Here is a 23766-nt window from a genome sequence, read left to right on the forward strand (position 1 = left end):
CCGGTGCGCCCTCCCCGTGGGTGAGCAGGGCGGTCTAGCGTCGGGCTGGAGGTGGGTCCATGGCACGGCCGATAGTGCGCTGGGGGGCCTGGGGCGCGGTCGTGGGGCTCGGTGCGCTGTGGTGGTGGGCCGTGGTGCGGCTCGCGGTGTCACCCGACGCCGGGGCGCTGGAGGGGGCCGTCGCGGCCGGGGGATGGGGGCTGAGTCTGCTGCCGGTGCACTGTGTGCCCAAGGCACGGGCCGTAGGAGCGGTCGGTGCGGAGCGGTGGGCGCTCGCCTGGAGGGCGGCCCGGGCTACCACGGCATCGCCACACCGCCGTTCGGACGCAGGATCTGCCCCGTCGTGAAGGACGAGGCGTCACAGGCCAGGTAGAGGACGGTTTGGGCGACCTCCTCCGGTTCGCCGACCCGGCCCAGGGGCGACATCCGGGACATCCGCGCCTCCGTGTGCGCCTGTGCCTCGGTGTCGTGGCGGTCGGTCATGGGGGTACGGATCCAGCCCGGCGCGACCGCGTTGACCCGGATGCCGTGCCGGCCGACCTCCCCGGCCAGCGTCTTCGTCAGCTGGACGACGGCCGCCTTGGCCGCGCCGTAGCAGAGCAGGCCGGGGCCGCCGGTGTCCACGGCGCCGGAGGCCATGGTGACGATGCTGCCCCTGATCTGCTGCGCGAGCATCAGCCGGGCGGCCTCCTGGCAGGCGTAGAGCACTCCCTTGAAGTTGACGGCCAGTACCCGGTCGAGGTCCTCGTCGCGGGTCTCCAGGACCGGGCTGCTGTGCATGATCCCGGCGATCGCGGCCATCACGTCGAGGCGCTCGCAGGAGGCCACGGCCCGGCGGATCTGTTCGCGGTCGGTGACGTCCAGGTGATGGGTGTAGGCGGTGCCGCCGGCGTCCTTGATGGTCCTCGCCGTCTCGTCGAGGCCCGGTGCGTCCAGGTCCGCGCAGTGCACGGTGGCGCCCGCCTCGGCGAGCAGGACGGCCGAGGCACGGCCGATGCCGCCGGCGGCGCCGGTGACGAACGCGGTGCGGCCGGTGAGGTCGTACGCCTTGACGGGCATGAAGGGACGGTACGAGCGTTTCTGACGGGTCGTCAATTGCTAGTCGTCGATTAGTCGTACCGTGTGGAGTAGGGGCCGGCTGCATGTGCAATGTGGTGATCTGCGGTCAACCGGTCGTACGGCGTGGGGTTCTGTGGGGCGGGGCTGTGTGTGGTGCCGGACCCTTCTGACAGTTCGGGCACCAGTACGTGGGGCGCTCGCGGGAGCCGTCGCCCTGGTCGGCCGCGCGGACGGGCGTGTGGCAGCGCAGGCAGGGGCGGGGTGCGCGGCCGTACACGAACAAGTCCTGGCCTCGGCGGCCCGTCGTACTGCGGATCGGGCGGTCGCGGTTCGTTTCCAGGAGCTTCTTGGCGAGCGCGGGCAGTTGTGCCGCGCGGTCGGTGGGGAGGGCGCCGACGGGCAGCCAGGGGGTTGCGCCGAGAAGGAAGCAGAGCTCGCTCTTGTAGACATTGCCGATGCCGGCGAGGTTGCGCTGGTCGAGCAGGGCTTCGCCGAGGGGGCGGGCGGGGTCGGCGAGAAGGTTGGCCAGGGCCCGGTCCGGGTCCCAGTCCGGGCCCAGGAGGTCGGGGCCGAGGTGACCGACGGCGCGGTGTTCGTCGGTGGTGCGCAGGAGTTCGAGTACGGGGAGGCGGTAACCGACGGCCGTGCGGTCGGTGGTGCCGAGGATCGCGCGGATCTGGTGGGTCGGGCCGCCGGTCCAGCGCTGGTGATGGGCGTACACCTTCCAGGAGCCCTCCATCCGCAGGTGCGAGTGAAGGGTCAGGCCGCCCTCGATGCGGGTGAGGAGGTGCTTGCCGCGCGGAATCACGTCCAGGACGGTGCGGCCCGTGAGGTCGGCCGTGGCGTACCGGGGCACTCGGAAATCGCTTCGGGTCAGCACCTTGCCCGCGAGGGCGCCGTGCAGGCGCCTCGCGGCCTGCCAGACCGTGTCTCCTTCGGGCATGGGTCAAGGGTGGCATGCCACGGGCGGCGGTGACGTCGGGGCGGTCATGCCCGAAGCCGCAGGCCGCGAGGTGTCGCTATGAAGCCCGCTCCTTCCAGGAGGGTGCCGATGGGGGAGGTGAGGGCCGAGGCTCCGTTGACGCGCTCCACCGTGACCGTGCCGAGGGAGCCGGCCTTGGCGGCAGCGGCGAGGGCCTCCGCCGCCGCTTGCAGGCGTGGGTCCTCGGTGGCCGTGCCGTCGGGAGCGGAAGGCCAGGCCAGCAGGGTCTTGCCGCCCCGCTCCATGTAGAGCGTCAGCTCGCCGTCGACGAGAACCACCAGGGAGCCGGCCTTGCGACCCGGCTTGTGGCCGGCGCCGGTCGGGGGCTCCGGCCACGGGAGGGCCGCGCCGTACGCGTTCGCGGGGTCGGCGGCGGCGAGGACCACGGCTCGGGAGTCGGGGGCGGGGCGGGTACGGCGGCCGGGGACGGTGGGGCCGTACGGAGAGCCGCCTGGGGCATGGCCGGGGCCGGTCGGCTGGGGCTGGGCGAAGTCGCGGGGTGAGGTCCATTCGCTCCGCGTGGTGGGGGCGGGGAAGGGGGGCCAGTCGTCACCGAAGCCGAGGGCGCCGAAGCCGGGGGCGGTCTCGTCGGGGTGGCCGGGACCGGTCTCGTCGGCGTGGCCGTCTGACGGGTCCGCAGCGTCGGCTGCGAGGGCGTCGGGGGAGTCGACGTCGTGCGGTGCAGAGGTCGTGGGTGGGGCGTGCGGTGACGGGTCCGGGGATGCGCCGAGGTCGTGCGGTGACGGGTCCGGGGATGCGCCGAGGTCGTGCGGTGACGAGTCCGGGAATGCACCGAAGCCGTACGGCGACGGGGCCGTGGGTGGGCCGAAAGCGTCCGATGTGCCGTCGCTGTGGGGCGGGGCGGGCAGCGCTTCGCCCCGGTCGCGGGCGTTGGCCACCGCGCGGAGGCGATCGACCGCGCCGTCCATCGCGAACTGGGCAGCGCCGAGGCCCTCGACCACATAGCCGCGTCGTGCCTGTCCGCTGTCCTCGAAGGCGGACAGGACGCGGTACGTCGCCGAGAAGCCGCCCTCGACGCCCTCCGCCGAGACGGCTCCCCGGGTCACTACGCCGTGCCGGTCGAGCAGGACGCGGGCCAGTGCGTGAGCGCGCACGGTGGGGTCCGCTTCCAGCTCCGGGAGCAGGGACCAGCGGCCGGCGACGGTCGGCGGGCCGGTGCGGGAGGCGGGGCGGGCGGCGGCCGTGAGGGAGCCGTAGCGTCCGCGCGGGATCGTGCGCTTGGCGCGGTGGGCGGTGGAACCCGCGGTGCGGCCCGAGCCGAGGAGGGAACGCATGGGCGCGAGCGTGTCGTTCGTGAGCCGTCCGGACCAGGCCAGGTCCCAGACGGCGTCGGCCAGTTGGGGATCGGTGACGTCGGGGTGGGTGGTGGCGCGGACCTGGTCGGCGATCTGGCGGAAGAACAGGCCGTAGCCCCCCGAGAGGGTGTCCAGGACGGACTGGTGGAGCGCCGTCAGCTCGAGGGGGTGGGGAGGGGGCAGGAGCAGGGGCGCGGCGTCCGCCACGTACAGGGAGACCCAGCCGTCCTTGCCGGGGAGCGCCCCGGCGCCGGCCCACACGATCTCGCCGGCCGCCGTGAGCTCGTCGAGCATCGCCGGTGTGTAGTTCGCGACGCGGGACGGCAGGACCAGCTTCTCCAGGGCGGACGCGGGCACGGACGCGCCCTGCAGCTGTTCGACGGCACGCACCAGTCCGTCGATGCCGCGCAGCCCGTGTCCCTTGCCGATGTGCTGCCACTGGGGGAGGAACTGGGCGAGCGCGGGCGGAGGAACCGGTTCCAGTTCATGCCGCAAGGCGGCGAGGGAGCGGCGGCGGAGGCGGCGGAGCACGGCCGCGTCACACCACTCCTGACCGATCCCGGCCGGGTGGAACTCGCCCTGTACGACCCTTCCCGTAGCCGCGAGCCGCTGGAGGGCGCCGTCGGTGACCGCCACGCCCAGGCCGAAGCGGGCGGCCGCCGTGGCCGAGGTGAACGGGCCGTGGGTGCGGGCGTAGCGCGCGAGGAGGTCGCCGAGCGGGTCTTTGACGGGCTCCATGAAGGCTTCGGGGACGCCGACCGGCAGCGCCGTGCCGAGCGCGTCGCGCAGGCGGCCCGCGTCCTCGATCGCCGCCCAGTGGTCGGTGCCGGCGATGCGGACCCGGATCGCACGGCGGGCGGAGGCCAGCTCCTGAGACCACTGCGGCTCGGCGCCCCGCTCGGCCAGCTCGGCGGCGGTGAGCGGGCCGAGCAGTCGCAGCAGGTCGGCGACGCCTTCGACGTCCTTGACGCGCCGGTCCTCGGTGAGCCACTGGAGCTCCCGCTCCAGCTCGGTCAGTACCTCGGCGTCGAGCAGTTCGCGCAGCTCCGCCTGGCCGAGCAGCTCGGACAGCAGCCGCGAGTCCAGGGAGAGGGCGGCGGCGCGGCGCTCGGCGAGCGGTGAGTCTCCCTCGTACAGGAACTGAGCGACGTACCCGAAGAGGAGGGAGCGGGCGAAGGGGGAGGGCTCGGGGGTGGTGACCTCGACGAGGCGCACCTTGCGGGACTCCAGGTCGCCCATCAGCTCGACCAGGCCGGGCACGTCGAAGACGTCCTGGAGGCACTCGCGGACCGCCTCCAGGACGATCGGGAACGAGCCGAACTCGCTGGCCACCTGGAGAAGTTGGGAGGCACGCTGACGCTGTTGCCACAGCGGGGTGCGCTTGCCGGGGTTGCGGCGCGGCAGCAGCAGCGCGCGGGCGGCGCATTCGCGGAAGCGGGACGCGAAGAGGGCCGAGCTGCCGACCTGGTCGGTGACGACCTGGTCGACCTCGCCCTTGTCGAAGACGACGTCGGCCGCGCCGACGGGGGCCTGGTCCGCGTCGTACTCCGTGCCGAGCTTTGTCGGTTCCTGGTCGAGCAGGTCCAGGCCCATCAGGTCGGCGTCGGGCAGCCGTAGGACGATGCCGTCGTCGGCGTGCATCACCTGGGCGTCCATGCCGTACCGCTCGGACAGCTTGGCGCCGAGCGCCAAGGCCCAGGGGGCATGGACCTGGGCGCCGAAGGGGGAGTGCACGACGACCCGCCAGTCGCCCAGTTCGTCGCGGAAGCGCTCCACGACGATCGTGCGGTCGTCGGGGACGTGGCCGCAGGCCTCCCGCTGCTCGTCGAGGTAGGACAGGACGTTGTCCGCGGCCCAGGCGTCCAGGCCCGCGGCGAGGAGGCGGAGGCGGGCGTCCTCCTTGGTGAGGGATCCGACCTCGCGCAGGAACGCGCCCACCGCGCGGCCCAGTTCCAGCGGGCGGCCGAGCTGGTCGCCCTTCCAGAAGGGGAGCCTGCCCGGGACGCCCGGGGCGGGGGAGACCAGGACGCGGTCGCGGGTGATGTCCTCGATGCGCCAGGAGCTGGTGCCGAGGGTGAAGACGTCGCCGACTCGGGACTCGTAGACCATCTCCTCGTCGAGTTCGCCCACCCGGCCGCCGCCCTTCTTGGGGTCGGAACCGGCGAGGAAGACCCCGAAGAGGCCACGGTCGGGGATCGTGCCGCCGGAGGTGACGGCGAGGCGCTGGGCGCCGGGACGGCCGGTGATCGTGCCGGCGACTCGGTCCCAGACCACGCGCGGTCGCAGTTCCGCGAAGGCGTCGGACGGGTAGCGGCCGGCGAGCATGTCGAGGACCGCCGTGAAGGCGGACTCGGGGAGCGAGGCGAAGGGGGCGGCTCGGCGGACCATGGCGAGCAGGTCGTCCAGCTGCCAGGTGTCCATCGCCGTCATGGCGACGAGCTGCTGGGCCAGGACGTCCAGGGGGTTCGCGGGGACCTTCAGGGACTCGATGGCGCCGGTGCGCATGCGTTCGGTGACGACGGCCGCCTGCACCAGGTCACCGCGGTACTTCGGGAAGACCACGCCGGTGGAGACGGCTCCGACCTGGTGTCCCGCGCGTCCGACGCGCTGGAGGCCGGAGGCCACGGAGGGCGGGGACTCGACCTGGACGACCAGGTCCACCGCGCCCATGTCGATGCCGAGTTCGAGACTGGAGGTGGCGACCACGGCGGGGAGGCGGCCTGCCTTGAGGTCTTCTTCGACGAGGGCGCGCTGTTCCTTCGACACCGAGCCGTGGTGGGCGCGGGCGATGACCGGGGGCGCGCCCTGGGCCGCGCCGGAGCCGCCCATGAGTTCGGCGGGGGCGTGGTGTTCGTCCAGGGTCTCGCCGGTGGCTCGCTCGTACGCGATCTCGTTCAGGCGGTTGCAGAGGCGCTCCGCGAGGCGGCGGGAGTTGGCGAACACGATCGTCGAGCGGTGAGCCTGGACCAGGTCGGTGATCCGCTCCTCGACGTGCGGCCAGATCGACGGGCGTTCCGCGCCGTCGGTGGCTTCGGCCACCGGGGAGCCGCCCAGTTCACCCAGGTCCTCGACCGGGACGACGACGGAGAGGTCGAACTCCTTGCCGGACTTCGGCTGGACGATCTCCACCTTTCGGCGGGGGGAGAGGTAGCGGGCGACCTCGTCGACCGGGCGGACCGTGGCCGACAGGCCGATGCGGCGGGCCGGCTTGGGGAGGAGCTCGTCCAGGCGCTCCAGGGAGAGGGCGAGGTGGGCGCCGCGCTTGGTGCCGGCGACCGCGTGCACTTCGTCGAGGATCACCGTGTCGATGCCGGTCAGCGCGTCGCGTGTGGCCGACGTCAGCATCAGGAACAGGGACTCCGGGGTGGTGATCAGGATGTCCGGGGGGCGGGTGGACAGGGCGCGGCGCTCCGCGGCGGGGGTGTCGCCGGAGCGGATGCCCACCTTGACCTCCGGTTCGGGCAGGCCCATACGTACGGATTCCTGGCGGATACCGGTCAGGGGGCTGCGGAGGTTGCGTTCCACGTCTACGGCGAGGGCCTTGAGCGGGGAGACGTACAGGACGCGGCAGCGCTTCTTGGGGTCGGCGGGTGGGGGTGTCGAGGCGAGCTGGTCCAGGGCGGCCAGGAAGGCGGCCAGGGTCTTGCCGGAGCCGGTCGGGGCTACCACCAGGACGTCCGAGCCCTCGGCGATGGCCTGCCAGGCGCCTGCCTGGGCTGCGGTGGGCGCGGAGAAGGCCCCCGTGAACCAGCGGCGGGTCGCGGGGGAGAAGGTGTCGAGGGCTCGGTGTGTGGAGCTGGCCATGCGTCCATCCTGCACCCGGGCACTGACAATGCCTCTGCCTCCGGCGGTCGGGGCGGGGTGCCCTGCGGGGGTCTCCGGCGGTTGGGGAGGGTGCGGCGGGTGCCTGCGGGTGCCTGCGGGTGCCTGCGGGGGTCTCCGGCGGTTCGCGGGGGTGCGGGTGCCTGCGGCGGCCTGTGCGGGTTCGGTGGGGGCGCGGGTGATGGGCGGGTGAGCTGCCGACCGAGGTTCGGCGACGAGGCGCGCGGGTGGCGCGTCAGGTCAGGGCGCGGCCGTAGGCCTTCAGGGTGCGCAGTGCCTCGATGGTCACCATCGGGCGGGCCTCCAGAGCGGTGCCCGGAGCCCACTGGCGCCACCGGATCGGCCAGCCGCCGTCGTCCTGTTGGTCGCCTGCGAGGAAGTCCAGGGAGCGGGTCATTTCGGCGTCCGTGAACCACGCGCGCGCGAGGGAATCCGGCGTCTTCGCGTAGTCGTGCGGGAAGTGGTGCTCGCCGGGGGCGTACCCCGGGGCGACCGGGTACGTGTCGAGGCGGTCCGGTTCCAGGGCCGCGAGCCGGTTCTCGCGTACCAGCCGGCCCAGGCGGTCGGCGACCGCCTCCGCGCGCGGGCGGTCGGGAACCGAGTCCAGGAAGGCCACGGCGGCCTGGATCTCGTACGGGTGGGACTGCTGAAGGGACTCGACCGTGTGCCAGCAGAAGTCTGTGGCCCGGAACAGCCAGGCGTGCCACACCTCGTTGCGGTGCAGGAGGCCGACCACCGGTCCGGTGGCGAGCAGATCGCTCGGCGGGTCGTCCACGATCGGGATGAAGGGGGCCGCCGGGTAGCCGCGCTGGCTGGGATGGATCGCCGGGAGCGCGCCGTCCGGTGTGGAGACCGAGGTCAGATACCGGCATACGCGCTCCACGCGCTGTCCGCCGCAGCGTCCGACGGCGTCCAGCACCCGCAGGGCCTGACCGGTGTGCAGCGGCTGGCTGACCGGGCCGCGCAGGTCCGGTTCCAGCGCGTGGCCGTACCCGCCGTCCTCGTTGCGGTAGGCGTCCAGCGCCGTCTCCACCGGGTCGGGGCTCCCGTTCAGGAAGTGGTACGCGAAGAGCCGCTGCTCCAGCACCCGCGCGGTGAGCCAGATGAAGTACTCGGCGCGTGCGAGCGGGGAATGCGCCGGGGGCGTCGGGGGGAGTGGGGAAGCTCCTGTTTCGGCCATGCGTCAGACCGTAGGGCGGAAAGCGGTGTCGGCAAGCGGTCCCGGCTCAGGCCCACCCTCAGGGGCGGGATACTGGAGTCATGCGGTTGACGGTCTTCTGGCAGCGGATGGCGGACCACTTCGGTCCGGGCTACGCCGACACCTTCGCGCGCGACCACGTGATGTCGGAGCTCGGCGGGCGCACGGTGCACCAGGCGCTGAACGCCGGCTGGGACGCGAAGGACGTGTGGCGTGTGGTCTGCACAGTCATGAACGTTCCGAGGGAAAAGCACTGATCGGTCACGAAGATCGCAGGACCGCAGCCGATTGTCAGCCACATGGGCGAAACTTGCAGCGTGGCACCCACTGACGAGACCGGCCAGGCCGCCCAGCACGCATCCCCGTTCGGTACGACGCCGCCCACCCGGCCCCCGGCCGACGGCACCGCCCGGCCGAACGCCCGCATGCCGCGCTGGCTGCCGCGCGCCATGGTGCTCGCGCTCGCCCTCTTCGCCGTGTTCCAGCTGGGCAGCTGGGCCTTCCACCAGCTCACCGGCCTGCTGATCAACATCCTCATCGCGTTCTTCCTGGCCCTGGCCATCGAACCCGCGGTGAGCTGGATGGCCGCGCGGGGCCTGCGCAGAGGCCTGGCCACAGCCATCGTCTTCCTCGGCGTGATCATCGCGGCGGCGGGCTTCGTCACGCTGCTCGGCTCCATGCTCGCGGGCCAGATCATCAAGATCGTCGAGGATTTCCCGGCCTATCTCGACTCCGTCATCAACTGGATCAACATCCACTTCCACACCGATCTGAAACGGGTGGACGTCCAGGAGGGCCTGCTCCGCTCCGACTGGCTGCGCAACTACGTGCAGAACAGCGCCACCGGCGTCCTGGACGTGTCCGCCCAGGTCCTCGGAGGACTCTTCCAGCTGCTGACGATCACCCTGTTCTCGTTCTACTTCGCCGCGGACGGCCCACGGCTGCGCCGCGCGCTCTGCTCCGTCCTGCCGCCCGCCAAGCAGGCCGAGGTGCTGCGCGCGTGGGAGATCGCCGTCAACAAAACCGGCGGCTACATCTACTCGCGCGGTCTGATGGCGCTCATCTCAGGAGTCGCGCACTACGTCCTGCTGGAGTTTCTGAATGTGCCGTACGCGCCCGTGCTCGCCGTGTGGGTGGGGCTGGTCTCGCAGTTCATTCCCACCATCGGCACCTATCTCGCGGGCGCCCTGCCGATGTTGATCGCTTTCACGGTCGATCCCTGGTACGCGCTGTGGGTGCTGATCTTCGTCGTGGTCTACCAGCAGTTCGAGAACTACGTGCTGCAGCCCAAGCTGACCGCGAAGACTGTCGACATCCACCCCGCGGTCGCCTTCGGCTCGGTCATCGCGGGCACCGCCCTCCTCGGCGCCGTCGGTGCGTTGATCGCCATCCCGGCGGTGGCCACGCTGCAGGCCTTCCTCGGCGCGTATGTGAAGCGGTACGACGTCACGGACGATCCCCGCGTCCACGGACACCGAAGAGGGGCGGGGCCCGGACTGCTCACCCGCGCGCGTGGGCTGTGGGCGCGGCGGCCGGGGGCACAGGGCCCCGCCGACGGCTCCTCCTGAGGGAATCGGGGCAGCCTGCACGGGGGACGGCGGCCGCCGAAGGCTGATCTGTCAGCGCAGGTCGAGCCGCATCAGGACCCGGGGATGACCGGCCAGCACCGACGTGGTGTCGGCGGCGTGGACGAACCCGGCACGTTCGAAGTTCTTGCGGAGCCCGGCATACGCCATCGTCAGGTCGACCTTGGCGTCACCGTTGTCGAGGGGGTACGCCTCGATCGCCGGTGCGCCGTGGGCGCGGGCGAACTCCACCGCGCCGGCGATGAGCGCGTGCGAGATGCCCTTCTTCCGGTGACCGGAGCGTACGCGGATGCACCACAGCGACCAGACCGGCAGGTCGTCGACGTGCGGGATCTTACGGTTGCGCGCGAAGGAGGTGTCCGAGCGCGGCGCCACGGCGGCCCAGCCGACCGGCTCGTCGCCGTCGTAGGCGAGCACCCCCGGAGGGGGCTGAGCACGACACAGCTCGGCGACGTACTCACCGCGGGCCGGCCCGCGCAGCTCGTTGTTGAGCCTGGACGGGATCCGGTAGCTCAGGCACCAGCAGACGTTGGCCCCGGGTGACTTCGGGCCGAGCACGGTCCGGACATCCTCGAAGACCGAGGCCGGGCGAACCTCGATGGCCATGGCACCACGATGTCACGGCGTACGTGGCGGCGCCGCTCAACCTCCGGCGGCACGGCGAACGTAGTCTCGGAGGTGCCACGGGGTGCGCTTGACACGAAAATCGAACATCCATTCTCATGGAGGCTCCGGCGAGGACCTCGACGGGGATTTCGACACGGTTTTGACGGAGAAGTGCCCCAGTTATCCACAGGCCGGACGAGCGTCGGGGCGCATTGTCAGTGGCAGGCGTTAGCGTCTTTGACGTGAAGCGATCGACTCAAGCAAATCGGGTGGAACCCATGGCAGGAACCGACCGCGAGAAGGCCCTGGATGCCGCGCTCGCACAGATTGAACGGCAATTCGGCAAGGGCGCGGTCATGCGCATGGGCGACAGGTCGAAGGAGCCCATCGAGGTCATCCCGACCGGGTCGACCGCGCTCGACGTGGCCCTCGGCGTCGGCGGCCTGCCGCGCGGCCGCGTCATCGAGGTCTACGGCCCCGAGTCCTCCGGCAAGACGACCCTGACCCTGCACGCGGTGGCGAACGCGCAGAAGGCCGGCGGTCAGGTCGCGTTCGTGGACGCGGAGCACGCTCTCGACCCCGAGTACGCGCAGAAACTGGGCGTCGACATCGACAACCTGATCCTTTCCCAGCCGGACAACGGCGAGCAGGCCCTGGAAATCGTGGACATGCTGGTCCGCTCCGGCGCCCTCGACCTCATCGTCATCGACTCCGTCGCCGCGCTCGTCCCGCGCGCGGAGATCGAGGGCGAGATGGGCGACAGCCACGTCGGTCTGCAGGCCCGCCTGATGAGCCAGGCCCTGCGGAAGATCACCAGCGCCCTCAACCAGTCCAAGACCACCGCGATCTTCATCAACCAGCTCCGCGAGAAGATCGGCGTGATGTTCGGCTCCCCGGAGACCACGACCGGTGGCCGGGCACTGAAGTTCTACGCCTCGGTGCGACTCGACATCCGACGCATCGAGACGCTGAAGGACGGCACCGACGCGGTCGGCAACCGCACCCGCGTCAAGGTCGTCAAGAACAAGGTCGCGCCACCCTTCAAGCAGGCCGAGTTCGACATCCTCTACGGCCACGGCATCAGCCGCGAGGGCGGCCTGATCGACATGGGCGTGGAGCACGGCTTCGTCCGCAAGGCCGGCGCCTGGTACACGTACGAGGGCGACCAGCTCGGCCAGGGCAAGGAGAACGCCCGCAACTTCCTGAAGGACAACCCCGACCTCGCCAACGAGATCGAGAAGAAGATCAAGGAGAAGCTGGGCGTCGGGGTCCGGCCGGAGCCGTCGGCCGTCGAGCCGGGCGCGGACGCCGCGGTCTCCGCCGCCGCGGACGACGCCGCTAAGGCGGTGCCCGCTCCGGCGGCCAAGGCGGCCAAGACCAAGGCCGCGGCGGTCAAGAGCTGATCCGTGACACGACGAACCGACTGGGCCGAGTACGCCTACCCGGACGCTCCGCGTGAGCGGGGTGGGGTAGGCGACGAGGGCTCCGCGCACGCCGGCGTGAGCGGCGGCGACCCGGCCCACGGCGTGGACGGGGCTTATGAGCGGGAGGCGTGGTACGGCAGGGCCGGCTCGTATGGCGACGAGTCAGCTGGTGGACAGCGGCTGGACGGCGGGCCGGACGGTGGCTCGGCGTTCGGCGCCGATGCGTACCCCGGCGGCTCGCGCCGGGGTGGTGGGGCCCATGGCGCGGGCGGCGCACGCGGACGCCGTCGGCGCGGTCGCACGGAGCCGTCCGGTGAGGACGGAGGCGCCTCCTCTTCGTCGAGGGCCGGGCAGGGGGAGCCTCCAGGGGACCCGGTGGAGCAGGCACGGGCAATCTGTCTGCGCCTGCTCACCGGGACCCCACGTACGCGGAAGCAGCTCGCGGACGCCCTGAGTAAGCGGGAGATCCCGGATGACGCCGCCGAGGAGGTGCTGTCGCGGTTCGAGGAGGTCGGCCTGATCAACGACAGCGCGTTCGCGGACGCCTGGGTGGAGTCCCGGCACCACGGCAGGGGGTTGGCGCGGCGCGCACTCGCGCAGGAACTGCGGACCAAGGGCGTCGACCCAACGCTGGTCGACGCGGCCGTCGCCCAGCTCGACTCCGAGCAGGAGGAGGCGACCGCGCGCGAGCTCGTCGCCCGCAAGCTGCGCACGACCCGCGGCCTGGACCGCGACAAGCGGCTGCGTCGCCTCGCGGGGATGCTGGCTCGCAAGGGCTATCCCGAGGGCATGGCTCTGCGGGTGGTCCGGCAGGCGCTGGAAGAGGAGGGCGAGGACACGGAATTCCTCGGGGACGAGGGGCTCTGAACGAGTCCTTCGGGGACGAGGCGTTCCGGGCGAGGCTTCGGAGGTGAGAGCTCGGAACGGCGAAAGGGCCAACAAGAGGGCTGCGTGGCCCGGCGGCCCGGACACGGTGGACGCGCGGGGGCGCCCATCGCGTTCGGGAGCCGGGCACGCTGCGGGGCACAGGTGTCCCGGCACGGTCCTCCCCGTCGTTGACGTCACCGTCCTCCGTCGCCCGCACCTCGCCGGTATGCCGGTACGGCGGGTCTGCTCGCCCTGGCCGCCACCGCCGTACCCGGGCGCACCGCGCTCAGGACCCGGCCGGTGACGGCGGCCACGGCGAAGGAGTAGGCCGACCGCGGCAAAGGGGCAGGGGCGCCTACGACGTGACGTCCTTACAAGAAGACGCCTACGACGTCACCGGAAGCCCCGCCGCCTTCCACGCCTGGAACCCGCCGACCAGATCGGTGGCCCGGCGCAGCCCCAACCGGTGCAGGGACTCGGCCGCCAGGCTGGAGGCGTAGCCCTCGTTGCAGAGCACCACGACACGCAGGTCGTGGCCGGTGGCCTCGGGGGCGCGGTGGCTGCCCTGCGGATCGAGGCGCCACTCCAGCTCATTGCGCTCCACGACGAGGGCGCCGGGTATCAGGCCGTCCCGCTCGCGCAGAGCCGCGTAGCGGATGTCCACCAGCAGCGCGTCCCCGGCCCGGACGGCCTCGTACGCCTCCCGTGGCTCGATCCGCTCGTATCCCTCGCGGACCCGCTCCAGCAACTCGTCGATACCGACCGGCCGTTCATCAAAGCCGTTCATCGCCGCCCCTCCCTTGCTCCCGTTCCGCTCACTGCCAGTCCTCCGGGCGCTCCACCTGCTCCAGGTGCAGGATCTGACCAGTGCGGCTGTAGCGGCGGATTCGTGGCAGCGGCGGGTAGTAGGCGTGGACAGAGATCGCGTGCCGCTCGGTGGACTCGTTGAGGACCTCGTGGACGTGGTGGCGGCCGAAGGCGCGGCCCTGCCCGGCCGGCAGCCGGCGCTCCCGGTCCACGCCGTCGGTCAGTTCCAGCGTCTTCCAGCCGTCGGTGGGCAGCCGGGCGGCGAGCGAGTTCTCCTTGAGTTCGCCGGAGGCGGTGAGGAAGGCGCCGACCGAGTCGGCGTGGTCGTGCCAGCCGGTGCCGCTGCCGGGCGGCCAGCCGATCAGCCAGGCCTCGCTGCCGCCGGGACCCTCCAGCCGCACCCAGGTGCGGCCCTCCGGGTCGAGTGGGAGCGAGGCGATCAACTCGGCGTCAGCGGCCGTACGCCGTACGAAGTCGAGCAGGTCCGCCTGCGTGGGGGCGGCGACTTGGGGAGACCCAGCGGGGGACACAAGGGGAGAGACAGACACGGGCACCGTCCTGATGAGCGTTCGCGAGGAGCGCGCGACAACGCTGGAGCGACGCGCGCTTGAGAGAAGACGAGGAATGCGAATTCAGCAGGACGGGCGACACACGCAGCCCGCATAGCGGACGAGGTCCATGTGGACCCTCCGCCACAGGCGCACACAGGTGTCGGTCATGATCCGGAGTACACCACGACGGTGCGGACGGGTCAACTCACCGTCACTATGTGGACACACAGTGACGGCGAGTACAGACGCGTCAGCGAGAACCGGCCCCCGCACCCGCCTCCGCCTTGGCCGCCCCGCCCAGCGCCGCCTCGGCCGCCGTGTACAGGTCGGCCGGCCGCACTCCGGTCAGCGCCGTGACCAGGTGACCGTCGGGCCGTACGAGAAGGACGGTGTGGGGGGCGGCGCCCGGGTACTCCTCGGCGACCAACAGCTCGGCCGGGTGCGGCAGCGCGGTCACCGCCGCGGCCAGCCGGGGCATGATCCCGGCGGTCACCCAGTGCTTGCGCTCCCACACGCCCGTGCCCGGCGCGATCAGTACGACGAGCAGGGCGCCACGACCGAGGCGGTCGCGCAGCTGTACGAAGGAGCCGTCCTCCGCGGTGACCCGTACATCGGTGACCTGCGCCCCGGGCGGAGTATCGACGGGCGTCTCGCCTTCGAGGCTCGGCGGTGCGAGCGGCGAGTCGGCGTACGCCCCCGGCGCACCGAGCGTGCCGCGCCCCAAGTGACCGTCCGTGAGCAGCGCGTCGTGGCCGCGGGCCGAGCCGGGGACGTAGGTGCGCAGCCCTCCGCCGCCACGCAGCAGCGGCAGCGCCTGGTCGGCGGCGCGCAGCCGGGCGGCGACGATGGCGCGCCGCTCGGTCTGGTAACTGTCGAGCAGCGCCTCGTGCGGCCCGTGGTGCCAGGCCAGCGCCAGCTTCCAGGCGAGGTTGTCGGCGTCGCGGAGCCCCTCGTCCAGCCCCTGCGTGCCCAGCGCCCCGAGCAGGTGCGCCGCGTCCCCGGCGAGGAAGACCCGGCCGACGCGCCAACGGCGGGCCACTCGGTGGTGGACCGTGTGCACGCCGGTGTCGAGGAGTTCGTACGGCGGTGTCGAGCCGCCGGTCCAGCCGGCCAGGGTCTCCCGGACGCGGGCCACCAGCAGCTCGGGCGTGACCAGGTCCTTGCCCGGCGGCAGCAGCCAGTCCAGCCGCCACACCCCGTCCGGCAGGGGGCGTCCGGTGATCTCGCCGGCCGACGGGCCGGACGTCCGCCACGGCGGCATCCGGTGCAGCAACGCTTCGCCGGGCCAGGGGAGTTCCGCGCGCAGTGCGGCCACGGCGTGTCGCTCCACCGCCGTACGGCCCGGGAAGCGGATGTCCTGCAGCTTGCGCACCGTCGAGCGGGTGCCGTCGCAGCCGACCAGGTAACTGCCGCGCCACCAGGTGCCCTTGGGGCCGCGGGTGTGGGCCGTGACGCCTGAAGGTTCCTGCTCGATGGTGTCGAGGCGGCTGTTCACGGCGATCTTGACGAGGGGCTGGCCGGCGAGGGCGGCGCGCAGGGCCCCGGTGAGCAGATGCTGGGCGAGGTGGAGCGGGGCGGGGCCGGCACTGACGACGTCTGTGTCGCCGTCGGCGCCGGTGTCGTCCGTGCTCCCGAACGTGACCTTGCGCATCACCTGCTTGCGCCGCATCGACCGCCATCCGGCCCAATGGACTCCGGCCTCGGCGAGCGGCACGCCGGTCAGCCGCTCCATGAGGGCGGTGGTGTCCTCGCGCAGCACCACCGTGCGCGCGAGACGCGGTTCGTCCTTGCCCGGCCCCTCGTCGAGGACGACGGACGGCACGTCCTGACGGGCCAGCGCCAGGGCGAGCGTGAGCCCGACGGGCCCCGCTCCGACGATGATCACCGGATCCACGGCGCGGCGCCCCCTGCCCGCAGCGGTGTCCCGAGGGACGTGAGTGAACAGGAAGGTGGAGCAGGGTGCACGATCACAGAACGTATGCAACAGACTGGGCGCCAGCCGGTCAAGCTGGACGCACTTCCGGTGACCCGTCACGTCGGGTGCCGCCGACGATGATCACAAGCGTCGGAGGCAGTGGCGCGCTCGCCACTGCCTCCTCGCCGCTCGAGTCATGTCACATGACTGGCCGTCAAATGGTGCCTCCGGCGCCGGTCCCGTAGCTGCCGCGCACCTCGGCGGCGTTGAGCTCCTCGACGTCCTCCTTGCCGAGGACCGTTCCGGTGCCCCTCTTGCTGCGCCGCAGCCTGCCCTCCAGCCAGCTCGCGAAGCTGGTGAGGATGAAGTTGAGCACGATGTAGATGACCGCCACCACGATGAAGCTCTGAACGACGTTGGCGTAGTTGGCAGCGAGTGTGCCGCGCGTGTTGAGCAGCTCGGTGAACCCGATCATCACGCCGCCCAGCGCCGTGTCCTTCACGATGACCACGAGCTGGCTGACGATGGCCGGCAGCATCGCGGTGACGGCCTGCGGCAGCAGGACGTTGGTCATCGTCTGGCCCTTGCGCAGGCCGATGGCCATCGCGGCCTCCGACTGGCCCTTGGGCAGGGACAGGATGCCGGCCCGTACGATCTCGGCGAGGACGGACGCGTTGTAGAGCACCAGGCCGGTGACGACCGCGTAGAGGGGCCGCTGTTCGCTGGTGACGTTCGTGTAGCGGTCGTAGAACTCGTTGGCGAACAGCATCAGCAGCAGGACCGGGATCGCCCGGAAGAACTCGACCACCACGCCGGCCGGACCCCGCACCCACCGGTGGTCGGAGAGGCGCGAGATACCGAAGAACGCGCCCAGCGGAAGGGCGATCAGCATGGCCAGTGTCGCGGCCTTCAGCGTGTCGCCGAGGCCTGGCAGCAGATACGTCGTCCAGGCCTGGGACTCGGTGAACGGCTTCCACAGGGCCCAATTCAGCTGGCCCTTGTCGTCCATGGTCTGCCAGACCCACCACAGGAGCAGGGCGAGCAGGACGAAGAAGACTATTGAGAGGAGCACGTTGCGCCGCTTGGCGCGGGGCCCCGGAGTGTCGTAGAGAACGGAGCTCATCGCTTCACCGCCAGTCGCTTGCTCAGCCAGCCCAGGATGAGGCCGGTCGGGAGGGTCAGTACCACGAACCCGAATGCGAAGACGGCGCCGATGAGCAGCGTCTGGGCCTCGTTCTCGATCATTTCCTTCATCAGGAGGGCGGCCTCGGCCACGCCGATCGCGGCCGCCACGGTCGTGTTCTTGGTCAGGGCGATCAGCACGTTGGCCAGCGGGCCGATCACCGAACGGAAGGCCTGCGGCAGGACGATCAGCCGCAGGGTCTGGGTGAAGTTCAGCCCGATGGCACGGGCCGCCTCGGCCTGTCCGAGCGGCACCGTGTTGATGCCGGAACGAATCGCCTCGCAGACGAAGGCCGCGGTGTAGGCGACGAGACCGAGGACCGCCAGGCGGAAGCCCTGGTCTTCGAAGTCGGACGCACCCATCGTCACGCCGAAGATGTCGGCGAGGCCGAGCGAAGTGAAGACGATGATGACGGTCAGGGGGATGTTCCGGACGATGTTGACGTAGGCCGTGCCGAACCCGCGCATGAGCGGCACCGGGCTGACCCGCATCGCGGCCAGGAGGGTGCCCCAGACCAGGGAGCCGACGCCGGAGAAGACGGTGAGCTGTACCGTCGTCCAGAAGGCGCCCAACAGGCTCGGGTCGTCATAGTCTGAAAGAAAGTCGAACACGATTTCCCGCGCTTCCGGGTGTGTGGCGTACGTGGACAGCGCGGCGTGCCGCCGCCTTGATCGCAGTCGGCGACGGCACGCCCGTGAACCCTCGAGCTACTTGACGATGTTGCCGATCTTCGGCGCGGGCTCGTTCTTGTAGTTGGCCGGACCGAAGTTCTCGTCGACCGCCTTCTGCCAGGACTTGTCGCTGACCATCTTCTCCAGGGCGGCGTTGATCTTGTTGAGGGTCTCGGTGTCGCCCTTCTTCACACCGATGCCGTAGTTCTCGTTGCTGAGCTTGAGGCCGGTGAGCTTGAACTGGCCCTTGTACTGCTCCTGCGCGGCGAAGCCGGCGAGGATCGAGTCGTCCGTGGTCAGCGCGTCCACGGCGCCGCTCTGCAGAGCGGCGATGCACTCCGAATAGCCGCTGTTCTGCTTGAGGTTGGCCTTCGGCGCGATCTCTTCCTTGACGTTCTGCGCCGAGGTGGAGCCGGTCACCGAGCACAGGTTCTTGCCGTTGAGGTCGGTGCCCTCGGTGATGTCCGAGTCGGCCTTGACCAGCAGGTCCTGGTGAGCCAGCAGGTAGGGGCCGGCGAAGTCGACCTTCTTCTGGCGCTCCTCGTTGATCGAGTAGGTGGCCGCGATGAACTTCACGTCGCCACGGGCGAGCGCGTTCTCGCGGTCGGCGCTCTTGGTCTCGACCCACTCGATCTGGTCGGGCTCGTAACCGAGCTCCTTGGCCACGTAGGTCGCCACGTCCACGTCGAAGCCGGAGAAGGACCCGTCCGGCTCCTTCAGACCGAGGCCCGGCTGGTCGTACTTGATGCCGATCTTGATCTTGTCGCCACCACCGGAGGAGGCGGAGTCGCCGTCGTTGCCGTTGTCGCCACCGCATGCTGTGGCGCTGAGGGCGAGTGCGAGGACGGCGGCCGAGGCGGCGGTGACCTTGCGGAGCTTCATGGTGAACATCCTTTGAGTGGTGAAAGATGCGTGCCGTCAGAGGCGGGTGACGCAGGCCTGCAGGCGGGCGCGGGTGCGCCGTCAGTGGTGCAGGATCTTGGACAGGAAGTCCTTGGCCCGATCGCTGCGCGGGTTGCTGAAGAACTGGTCCGGTACGGCCTCTTCGACGATCTTGCCGTCGGCCATGAAAACCACCCGGTTGGCGGCCGAACGAGCGAAGCCCATCTCGTGGGTGACGACGACCATGGTCATGCCGTCGCGGGCGAGCTGCCGCATGACCTCGAGGACCTCGTTGATCATCTCGGGGTCGAGCGCCGAAGTGGGCTCGTCGAAGAGCATGACCTTGGGGTCCATGGCCAGGGCGCGCGCGATGGCGACACGCTGCTGCTGGCCGCCGGAGAGCTGTGCGGGGTACTTGTCCGCCTGGTTGGCGACACCGACCCGGTCGAGCAACTGGCGGGCCTTCTCCTCGGCCTTCTTCTTGTCGGCCTTGCGGACCTTGATCTGCCCCAGCATCACGTTCTCGAGCACGGTCTTGTGCGCGAACAGGTTGAAGGACTGGAAGACCATCCCGACGTCGGCGCGCAGTCGGGCCAGTTCCTTGCCCTCCTGGGGCAGCGGCTTGCCGTCGATGGCGATCGTGCCGGAGTCGATCGTCTCCAGGCGGTTGATGGCGCGGCACAGGGTGGACTTTCCGGACCCGGAGGGTCCGATGACCACGACAACCTCGCCGCGGCCGATCGTCAGGTCGATGTCCTGGAGCACGTGCAACGCGCCGAAGTGCTTGTTGACGCTCTTCAGGACGACCAGTTCTCCGGTCGCGGCCACATCTTCCTTGGCCACCGATACTTCGGTCATCGCTCTCTGGCTCCGTCCTCCTCGGTTTCGGAGGACCTTAGTAACCCACGCGACCAGCGTCATTACATCTGAGGTGAATCTGAGGATCACGATCCGATAGCAATCGGACACCTGTCGTAGCACTTCGAGCTGGGCGCGTATCGGGCGGGTAACGGAAGTGGCGCGCAACCGGAACCCTCTTGACGCCGTCCTCGTTCATCAGCGTCACTGCCATGTGCACGCGCGCGTGCACGCGTTTTTCTACACATCGAGATCGTACGTCCGATGAACCAAAGGGGGCCCGGATGAGACTGCTCCTTGTCGAGGACGACAACCATGTCGCAGCCGCCCTGTCCGCGGTCCTGGCGCGGCACGGTTTCGACGTCACGCACGCCCGCAGTGGCGAGGAGGCCCTTCAGGCCCTCGTCCCGGAAGGCGCCGGCTTCGGAGTCATCCTCCTCGACCTGGGTCTGCCCGACCAGGACGGATACGAGGTCTGCGGCAAGATCCGCAAGCGCACCAGCACGCCGGTGATCATGGTCACCGCGCGCTCCGACGTCCGCTCCCGCATCCACGGCCTCAACCTCGGGGCCGACGACTACGTGGTGAAGCCGTACGACACCGGAGAGCTGCTCGCCCGTATCCACGCCGTCAGCCGGCGCACCGCCCACGAGGACGCCCCGGACGGCGCCGAGACCGCGCTGCGCCTCGGTCCGGTGCACATCGAGCTGCCCACCCGTCAGGTCAGCGTGGACGGTTCGGTCGTCCAACTGACCCGCAAGGAGTTCGACCTCCTCGCCCTGCTGGCCCAGCGGCCCGGCGTGGTCTTCCGACGGGAGCAGATCATCAGCGAGGTCTGGCGCACGAGCTGGGAGGGGACCGGACGCACCCTGGAGGTGCATGTCGCCTCCCTGCGCGCCAAGCTGCGCATGCCGGCCCTGATCGAGACCGTACGCGGCGTGGGCTACCGGCTCGTCGCCCCGGGCTCGTAGCGGGGCCGGGTGCGCACACGTCTCCTCCCGCTGCTCATCGTCCTGATGGCGGCCGTGCTGCTCGCCCTGGGCATCCCACTGGCCGGCAGCGTGGCCGCGGCCCAGCAGCAGACGGTGGTCGTGGACCGGATCGACGACACGGCACGCTTCGCGGCGCTCGCCCAGTTCGTCACCGACACGCCCGGCGAGGCGAACGGGCGCAAGGAGACGCTGGCCAGCGAACTCGCCAGCTACCACGACGTCTACGGCATCCGGGCCGGTGTCTTCTACCGCAACCGCATCTCCATGGCGAAGGCGCCGGCCGGCTTCGTCCTCCCCGAGGCGGGAGAGGTACGCGACGCGTTCGACGAGGCGCTGCTCAGCCGGCGCAGTCACGACCCCAGGCAGGTGTGGCCCTGGCAGCGCAACCGCCTGGTCGTGGCCTCGCCGGTGATCCGGGACGGCGACGTCGTCGCGGTCGTCGTCACCGACTCGCCCACCGGGCAGATGCGGTCGCGGACCCTGCACGGCTGGCTGATCATCGGCACGGGCGAGACCGCCGCGATGCTGCTGGCCGTCGGTGCCGCCCTGCGGCTGACGGGCTGGGTCCTCAGGCCCGTCCGTGTCCTCGACGCCACCACCCATGACATAGCCACGGGTCGCCTGAAGTCCCGGGTCGCGGCCGCCGGCGGTCCGCCGGAACTTCGCAGGCTGGCCCGGTCGTTCAACGAGATGGCGGACAACGTCGAGGACGTCCTGGAGCAGCAGCGCGCCTTCGTCGCCGACGCCTCGCACCAGCTGCGCAACCCGCTCGCGGCGCTGCTGCTGCGCATCGAACTGCTCGCCTTCGAACTCCCCGAGGGCAACCAGGAGATCGCCTCGGTCCAGGCCGAGGGCAAGCGACTGGCCCAGGTCCTCGACGACCTGCTCGACCTGGCCCTGGCCGAGCACACCGAGGCGGACCTGAGGGTCACCGACATCGGCGCGCTGACCGCCGAGCGCGTCGCGGCCTGGACGCCGACCGCCGAGGCCAAGGGTGTACGGCTGGTTGGCGACTGTCCGCCCACCACCGCCTGGGCCGACCCGGTCACCCTCTCCAGCGCGCTGGACGCGGTGATCGACAACGCGGTGAAGTTCACGCCGAAGGACGAGATCGTCGAGGTCACGGTCGCCTCCGACGGCGACACCTCCACAGTGGTGGTCACCGACAACGGCCCGGGCCTGACCGACGAGGAACTCGCCCGCATCGGCGACCGCTTCTGGCGCAGCGGTCGCCACCAGAACGTCAAGGGCTCCGGCCTCGGCCTGTCCATCTCCCGGGCCCTGCTCGCGGCGGGTGGCGGCTCGATCGCGTACGACCACCACGAACCGCACGGGCTGACGGTGACGGTGACGGTACCCCGGTCGGGGCCGGTGGCGTGAGGCGGATGCGCGGAACTCCGTACGGCGACTTGCGGTGCGCTCCTGAGGTTTCGCTACGGCGTGCGCGCATGGCTCGTACGGCGTGCGGCCGAGACGGCGTACGACGGCTCCCCCGGACGCCCTACGACGTCCGCGTGAGGTTTCCTACGGCTTGACGGAGCGGTAGTAGCGCCGGGCGCCCTCGTGCAGGGCCAGCGGGTCGGTGTAGATCGCCGTGCGTACGTCGACCAGCTGGGCGGAGTGGACGGTCGCGCCGATGCCGTCCCGGCTGTTGATCACGGTTCGGGTGAGCCAGTCGGTGAGCCGGGGGTCCATGTCCTTGCGGGTCACCAGCAGGTTGGACACCGCCAGCGTCGGCACGGTGTCACCGTGCTGGATGGTGGGATACGCCGACTCCGGCATGTCGGTGGCGCGGTAGTAGCGCGCGGCACCGCCCTGCTTGTGCAGCCTGGCGACGAAAGCGGCATCGATGGGCACGAACCGGAAGGTCGAATTCTTGGCGAGTCGTTCCAGCCCGTCCGTGGGCAGTCCGCCCGACCAGAAGAACGCGTCGAGACCGTGTCCCAGCCGCTTGGGACCGGTGTCGATGCCCTCCGACGAGGGCGTGATGTCCTTCTCCGGGTCGATGCCGGCCGCCCTGAGCACCGCGTTGGCGATCAGCCGTACGCCCGAGTCGGGCAGCCCTATGGCCACCCGCTTGCCCCGCAGGTCCGCGACGGAACGGATGTCCGAGTCCGGCGGGACGACGAGCTGGACGTAGTCGTCGTAGAGGCGGGCGACACCGCGCAGCCGGTCGGCGCCGGTGCCGTCGTCGATCTTGTACGTCTCCACCGCGTCGGCCGCGGCGATCGCGAAGTCGGCCTTCCCGGTCGCCACGCGCGCGACGTTCTCCTGCGACCCATGGCTGGTCAGCAACTGCACCTTCAGGTCCGGCATGTCCTTGTGGAGCGCGGTGCGCAGGAGGTCGCCGTACTCGTAGTAGACCCCCGCGCGGGTGCCCGTGCTGAACGTGACCGTCCCGCCCGGCGGCTCCTCGCCCCAGGGCCGCAGCCACCACAGCAGCAGCCCGAGGACCACGAGGCCGGCCGCCGAGCCCTGCAGGGCCCGACGCCTGCCGATACGGGGCAACACCTTGGACATGCGCGTGATCCTGCCAGCCCGTGTGCCCCGCTGACCAGGGCGGGGATCAGAAGGCGGGGCGCCGGAGGGGGTGTGGTCACGGGTGAGGGGACTGTCAGAGGCGGCCGTTAGAGTCGCCGTATGAGCTCCTCGCCCGCCGACCTCGTCCGTGCGTTCCACCTTGCCTTCGGGCTGGACGCCCGCGACATACCGACCGAGATCTCCCCCGAACTCGCCGCTCACCGCGGTGAACTGCTCGCCGAGGAGGCGGCGGAGGTCGCCGAGGTGTCGGTGAAGGGCCCGCTCGACCGGCTCGCCCACGAACTGGCCGACGTCGTCTACGTCGCGTACGGCACGGCTCTCGTGCACGGCATCGACCTGGACGCGGTGATCGCCGAGATCCACCGCTCCAACATGACCAAGCTGGGCCCCGACGGCCAGGTCGCCCGCCGCGCCGACGGCAAGGTCCTCAAGGGGGACCACTACGAGGCGCCGGACGTGTCGGCGGTGCTGCGCCGCCAGGGGTGGGAGCCCGACGGCGTGTGACG

General features: G+C 71.0%; 22 protein-coding genes. 8 read left to right on the top strand and 14 right to left on the bottom strand.

Annotated elements, in window-relative coordinates:
- Positions 1 to 59 precede the first annotated feature (59 nt).
- A complete protein-coding gene (locus CLM62_RS51555; protein ID WP_095750710.1) occupies positions 60 to 347 on the top strand; it encodes a hypothetical protein in 288 nt (95 codons plus the stop codon).
- On the opposite strand, the gene CLM62_RS16960 is transcribed toward CLM62_RS51555, so the two are convergent.
- From CLM62_RS16960 to CLM62_RS16975, 4 genes are all read right to left on the bottom strand, one after another.
- Positions 295 to 1059, bottom strand: a complete 765-nt coding sequence (locus CLM62_RS16960; RefSeq protein WP_095750711.1) for an SDR family NAD(P)-dependent oxidoreductase — start codon at positions 1057 to 1059, stop codon at positions 295 to 297. The genes CLM62_RS51555 and CLM62_RS16960 overlap by 53 nt on opposite strands.
- A 106-nt stretch (positions 1060 to 1165) precedes the next feature.
- Positions 1166 to 2002, bottom strand: coding sequence for an Fpg/Nei family DNA glycosylase (locus CLM62_RS16965; protein WP_095750712.1), 837 nt, complete (start codon positions 2000 to 2002; stop codon positions 1166 to 1168).
- A gap of 44 nt (positions 2003 to 2046) precedes the next feature.
- The gene (locus CLM62_RS16970) at positions 2047 to 7161 is read right to left on the bottom strand and encodes an ATP-dependent helicase (RefSeq protein WP_095750713.1); all 5115 of its coding nucleotides are present in this window, start codon (positions 7159 to 7161) and stop codon (positions 2047 to 2049) included.
- Positions 7162 to 7414: 253 nt separating this feature from the next.
- Positions 7415 to 8359: a hypothetical protein gene (locus CLM62_RS16975; RefSeq protein WP_095750714.1), complete on the bottom strand. Its 945-nt coding sequence runs from the start codon at positions 8357 to 8359 to the stop codon at positions 7415 to 7417.
- 80 nt (positions 8360 to 8439) lie between these two features.
- On the opposite strand from CLM62_RS16975, the gene CLM62_RS16980 reads away from it, so the two are divergent.
- Entirely contained in the window at positions 8440 to 8634 is a 195-nt protein-coding gene (locus tag CLM62_RS16980) for a DUF3046 domain-containing protein (RefSeq protein WP_095750715.1), read from the top strand.
- 60 nt (positions 8635 to 8694) lie between these two features.
- A complete protein-coding gene (locus tag CLM62_RS16985) occupies positions 8695 to 9945 on the top strand; it encodes an AI-2E family transporter (RefSeq protein ID WP_095750716.1) in 1251 nt (416 codons plus the stop codon).
- Between the two features lie 51 nt (positions 9946 to 9996).
- Here the strand turns inward: CLM62_RS16985 and CLM62_RS16990 are convergent, their stop codons facing one another.
- Positions 9997 to 10569 (bottom strand): GNAT family N-acetyltransferase, encoded by a 573-nt coding sequence (locus CLM62_RS16990; protein ID WP_095750717.1) that lies wholly within the window; start codon positions 10567 to 10569, stop codon positions 9997 to 9999.
- A 278-nt stretch (positions 10570 to 10847) separates the two neighbouring features.
- On the opposite strand from CLM62_RS16990, the gene recA reads away from it, so the two are divergent.
- Together recA and recX are read left to right on the top strand one after the other, a co-directional pair.
- Positions 10848 to 11972, top strand: a complete 1125-nt coding sequence (recA, locus tag CLM62_RS16995; protein WP_095750718.1) for a recombinase RecA — start codon at positions 10848 to 10850, stop codon at positions 11970 to 11972.
- 3 nt (positions 11973 to 11975) lie between these two features.
- Positions 11976 to 12860 carry a recombination regulator RecX gene (gene recX / locus CLM62_RS17000; protein WP_095750719.1) on the top strand — a complete coding sequence of 295 codons (885 nt, stop codon included), beginning with the start codon at positions 11976 to 11978 and terminating at the stop codon, positions 12858 to 12860.
- Positions 12861 to 13245: 385 nt separating this feature from the next.
- Here the strand turns inward: recX and CLM62_RS17005 are convergent, their stop codons facing one another.
- From CLM62_RS17005 to CLM62_RS17035, 8 genes are all read right to left on the bottom strand, one after another.
- Positions 13246 to 13647: a rhodanese-like domain-containing protein gene (locus CLM62_RS17005; protein ID WP_095750720.1), complete on the bottom strand. Its 402-nt coding sequence runs from the start codon at positions 13645 to 13647 to the stop codon at positions 13246 to 13248.
- Positions 13648 to 13675: 28 nt separating this feature from the next.
- A complete protein-coding gene (locus CLM62_RS17010; RefSeq protein WP_095750721.1) occupies positions 13676 to 14215 on the bottom strand; it encodes a cysteine dioxygenase in 540 nt (179 codons plus the stop codon).
- 84 nt (positions 14216 to 14299) lie between these two features.
- Positions 14300 to 14386: a putative leader peptide gene (locus CLM62_RS53070; protein ID WP_313960178.1), complete on the bottom strand. Its 87-nt coding sequence runs from the start codon at positions 14384 to 14386 to the stop codon at positions 14300 to 14302.
- Positions 14387 to 14468: 82 nt separating this feature from the next.
- On the bottom strand, positions 14469 to 16112 hold the full coding sequence (locus CLM62_RS17015; RefSeq protein ID WP_095750722.1) for an FAD-dependent monooxygenase: 1644 nt from the start codon (positions 16110 to 16112) through the stop codon (positions 14469 to 14471).
- A 235-nt stretch (positions 16113 to 16347) separates the two neighbouring features.
- Entirely contained in the window at positions 16348 to 17256 is a 909-nt protein-coding gene (locus tag CLM62_RS17020) for an amino acid ABC transporter permease (RefSeq protein WP_095750723.1), read from the bottom strand.
- Positions 17253 to 17927 carry an amino acid ABC transporter permease gene (locus CLM62_RS17025; protein ID WP_095750724.1) on the bottom strand — a complete coding sequence of 225 codons (675 nt, stop codon included), beginning with the start codon at positions 17925 to 17927 and terminating at the stop codon, positions 17253 to 17255. Before CLM62_RS17025 ends, CLM62_RS17020 begins: the two co-directional genes overlap by 4 nt.
- Positions 17928 to 18023: 96 nt before the next feature.
- On the bottom strand, positions 18024 to 18869 hold the full coding sequence (locus CLM62_RS17030) for a glutamate ABC transporter substrate-binding protein (protein WP_095750725.1): 846 nt from the start codon (positions 18867 to 18869) through the stop codon (positions 18024 to 18026).
- Positions 18870 to 18950: 81 nt separating this feature from the next.
- On the bottom strand, positions 18951 to 19727 hold the full coding sequence (locus CLM62_RS17035) for an amino acid ABC transporter ATP-binding protein (RefSeq protein ID WP_095750726.1): 777 nt from the start codon (positions 19725 to 19727) through the stop codon (positions 18951 to 18953).
- A 284-nt stretch (positions 19728 to 20011) separates the two neighbouring features.
- On the opposite strand from CLM62_RS17035, the gene CLM62_RS17040 reads away from it, so the two are divergent.
- The gene (locus tag CLM62_RS17040; RefSeq protein WP_095750727.1) at positions 20012 to 20698 is read left to right on the top strand and encodes a response regulator transcription factor; all 687 of its coding nucleotides are present in this window, start codon (positions 20012 to 20014) and stop codon (positions 20696 to 20698) included.
- A 9-nt stretch (positions 20699 to 20707) separates the two neighbouring features.
- Positions 20708 to 22099, top strand: a complete 1392-nt coding sequence (locus tag CLM62_RS17045; protein WP_095750728.1) for a HAMP domain-containing sensor histidine kinase — start codon at positions 20708 to 20710, stop codon at positions 22097 to 22099.
- A 144-nt stretch (positions 22100 to 22243) separates the two neighbouring features.
- Here CLM62_RS17045 and CLM62_RS17050 read toward each other — a convergent pair whose 3' ends face one another.
- Positions 22244 to 23239: a TAXI family TRAP transporter solute-binding subunit gene (locus CLM62_RS17050; protein ID WP_095750729.1), complete on the bottom strand. Its 996-nt coding sequence runs from the start codon at positions 23237 to 23239 to the stop codon at positions 22244 to 22246.
- A 120-nt stretch (positions 23240 to 23359) separates the two neighbouring features.
- Between CLM62_RS17050 and CLM62_RS17055 the strand changes: the two genes are divergently transcribed.
- Entirely contained in the window at positions 23360 to 23764 is a 405-nt protein-coding gene (locus CLM62_RS17055) for a MazG nucleotide pyrophosphohydrolase domain-containing protein (protein WP_095750730.1), read from the top strand.
- Positions 23765 to 23766 lie beyond the last annotated feature (2 nt).

It is taken from the genome of Streptomyces sp. SA15, from assembly GCF_002291145.1.
GTDB lineage: Bacteria > Actinomycetota > Actinomycetes > Streptomycetales > Streptomycetaceae > Streptomyces.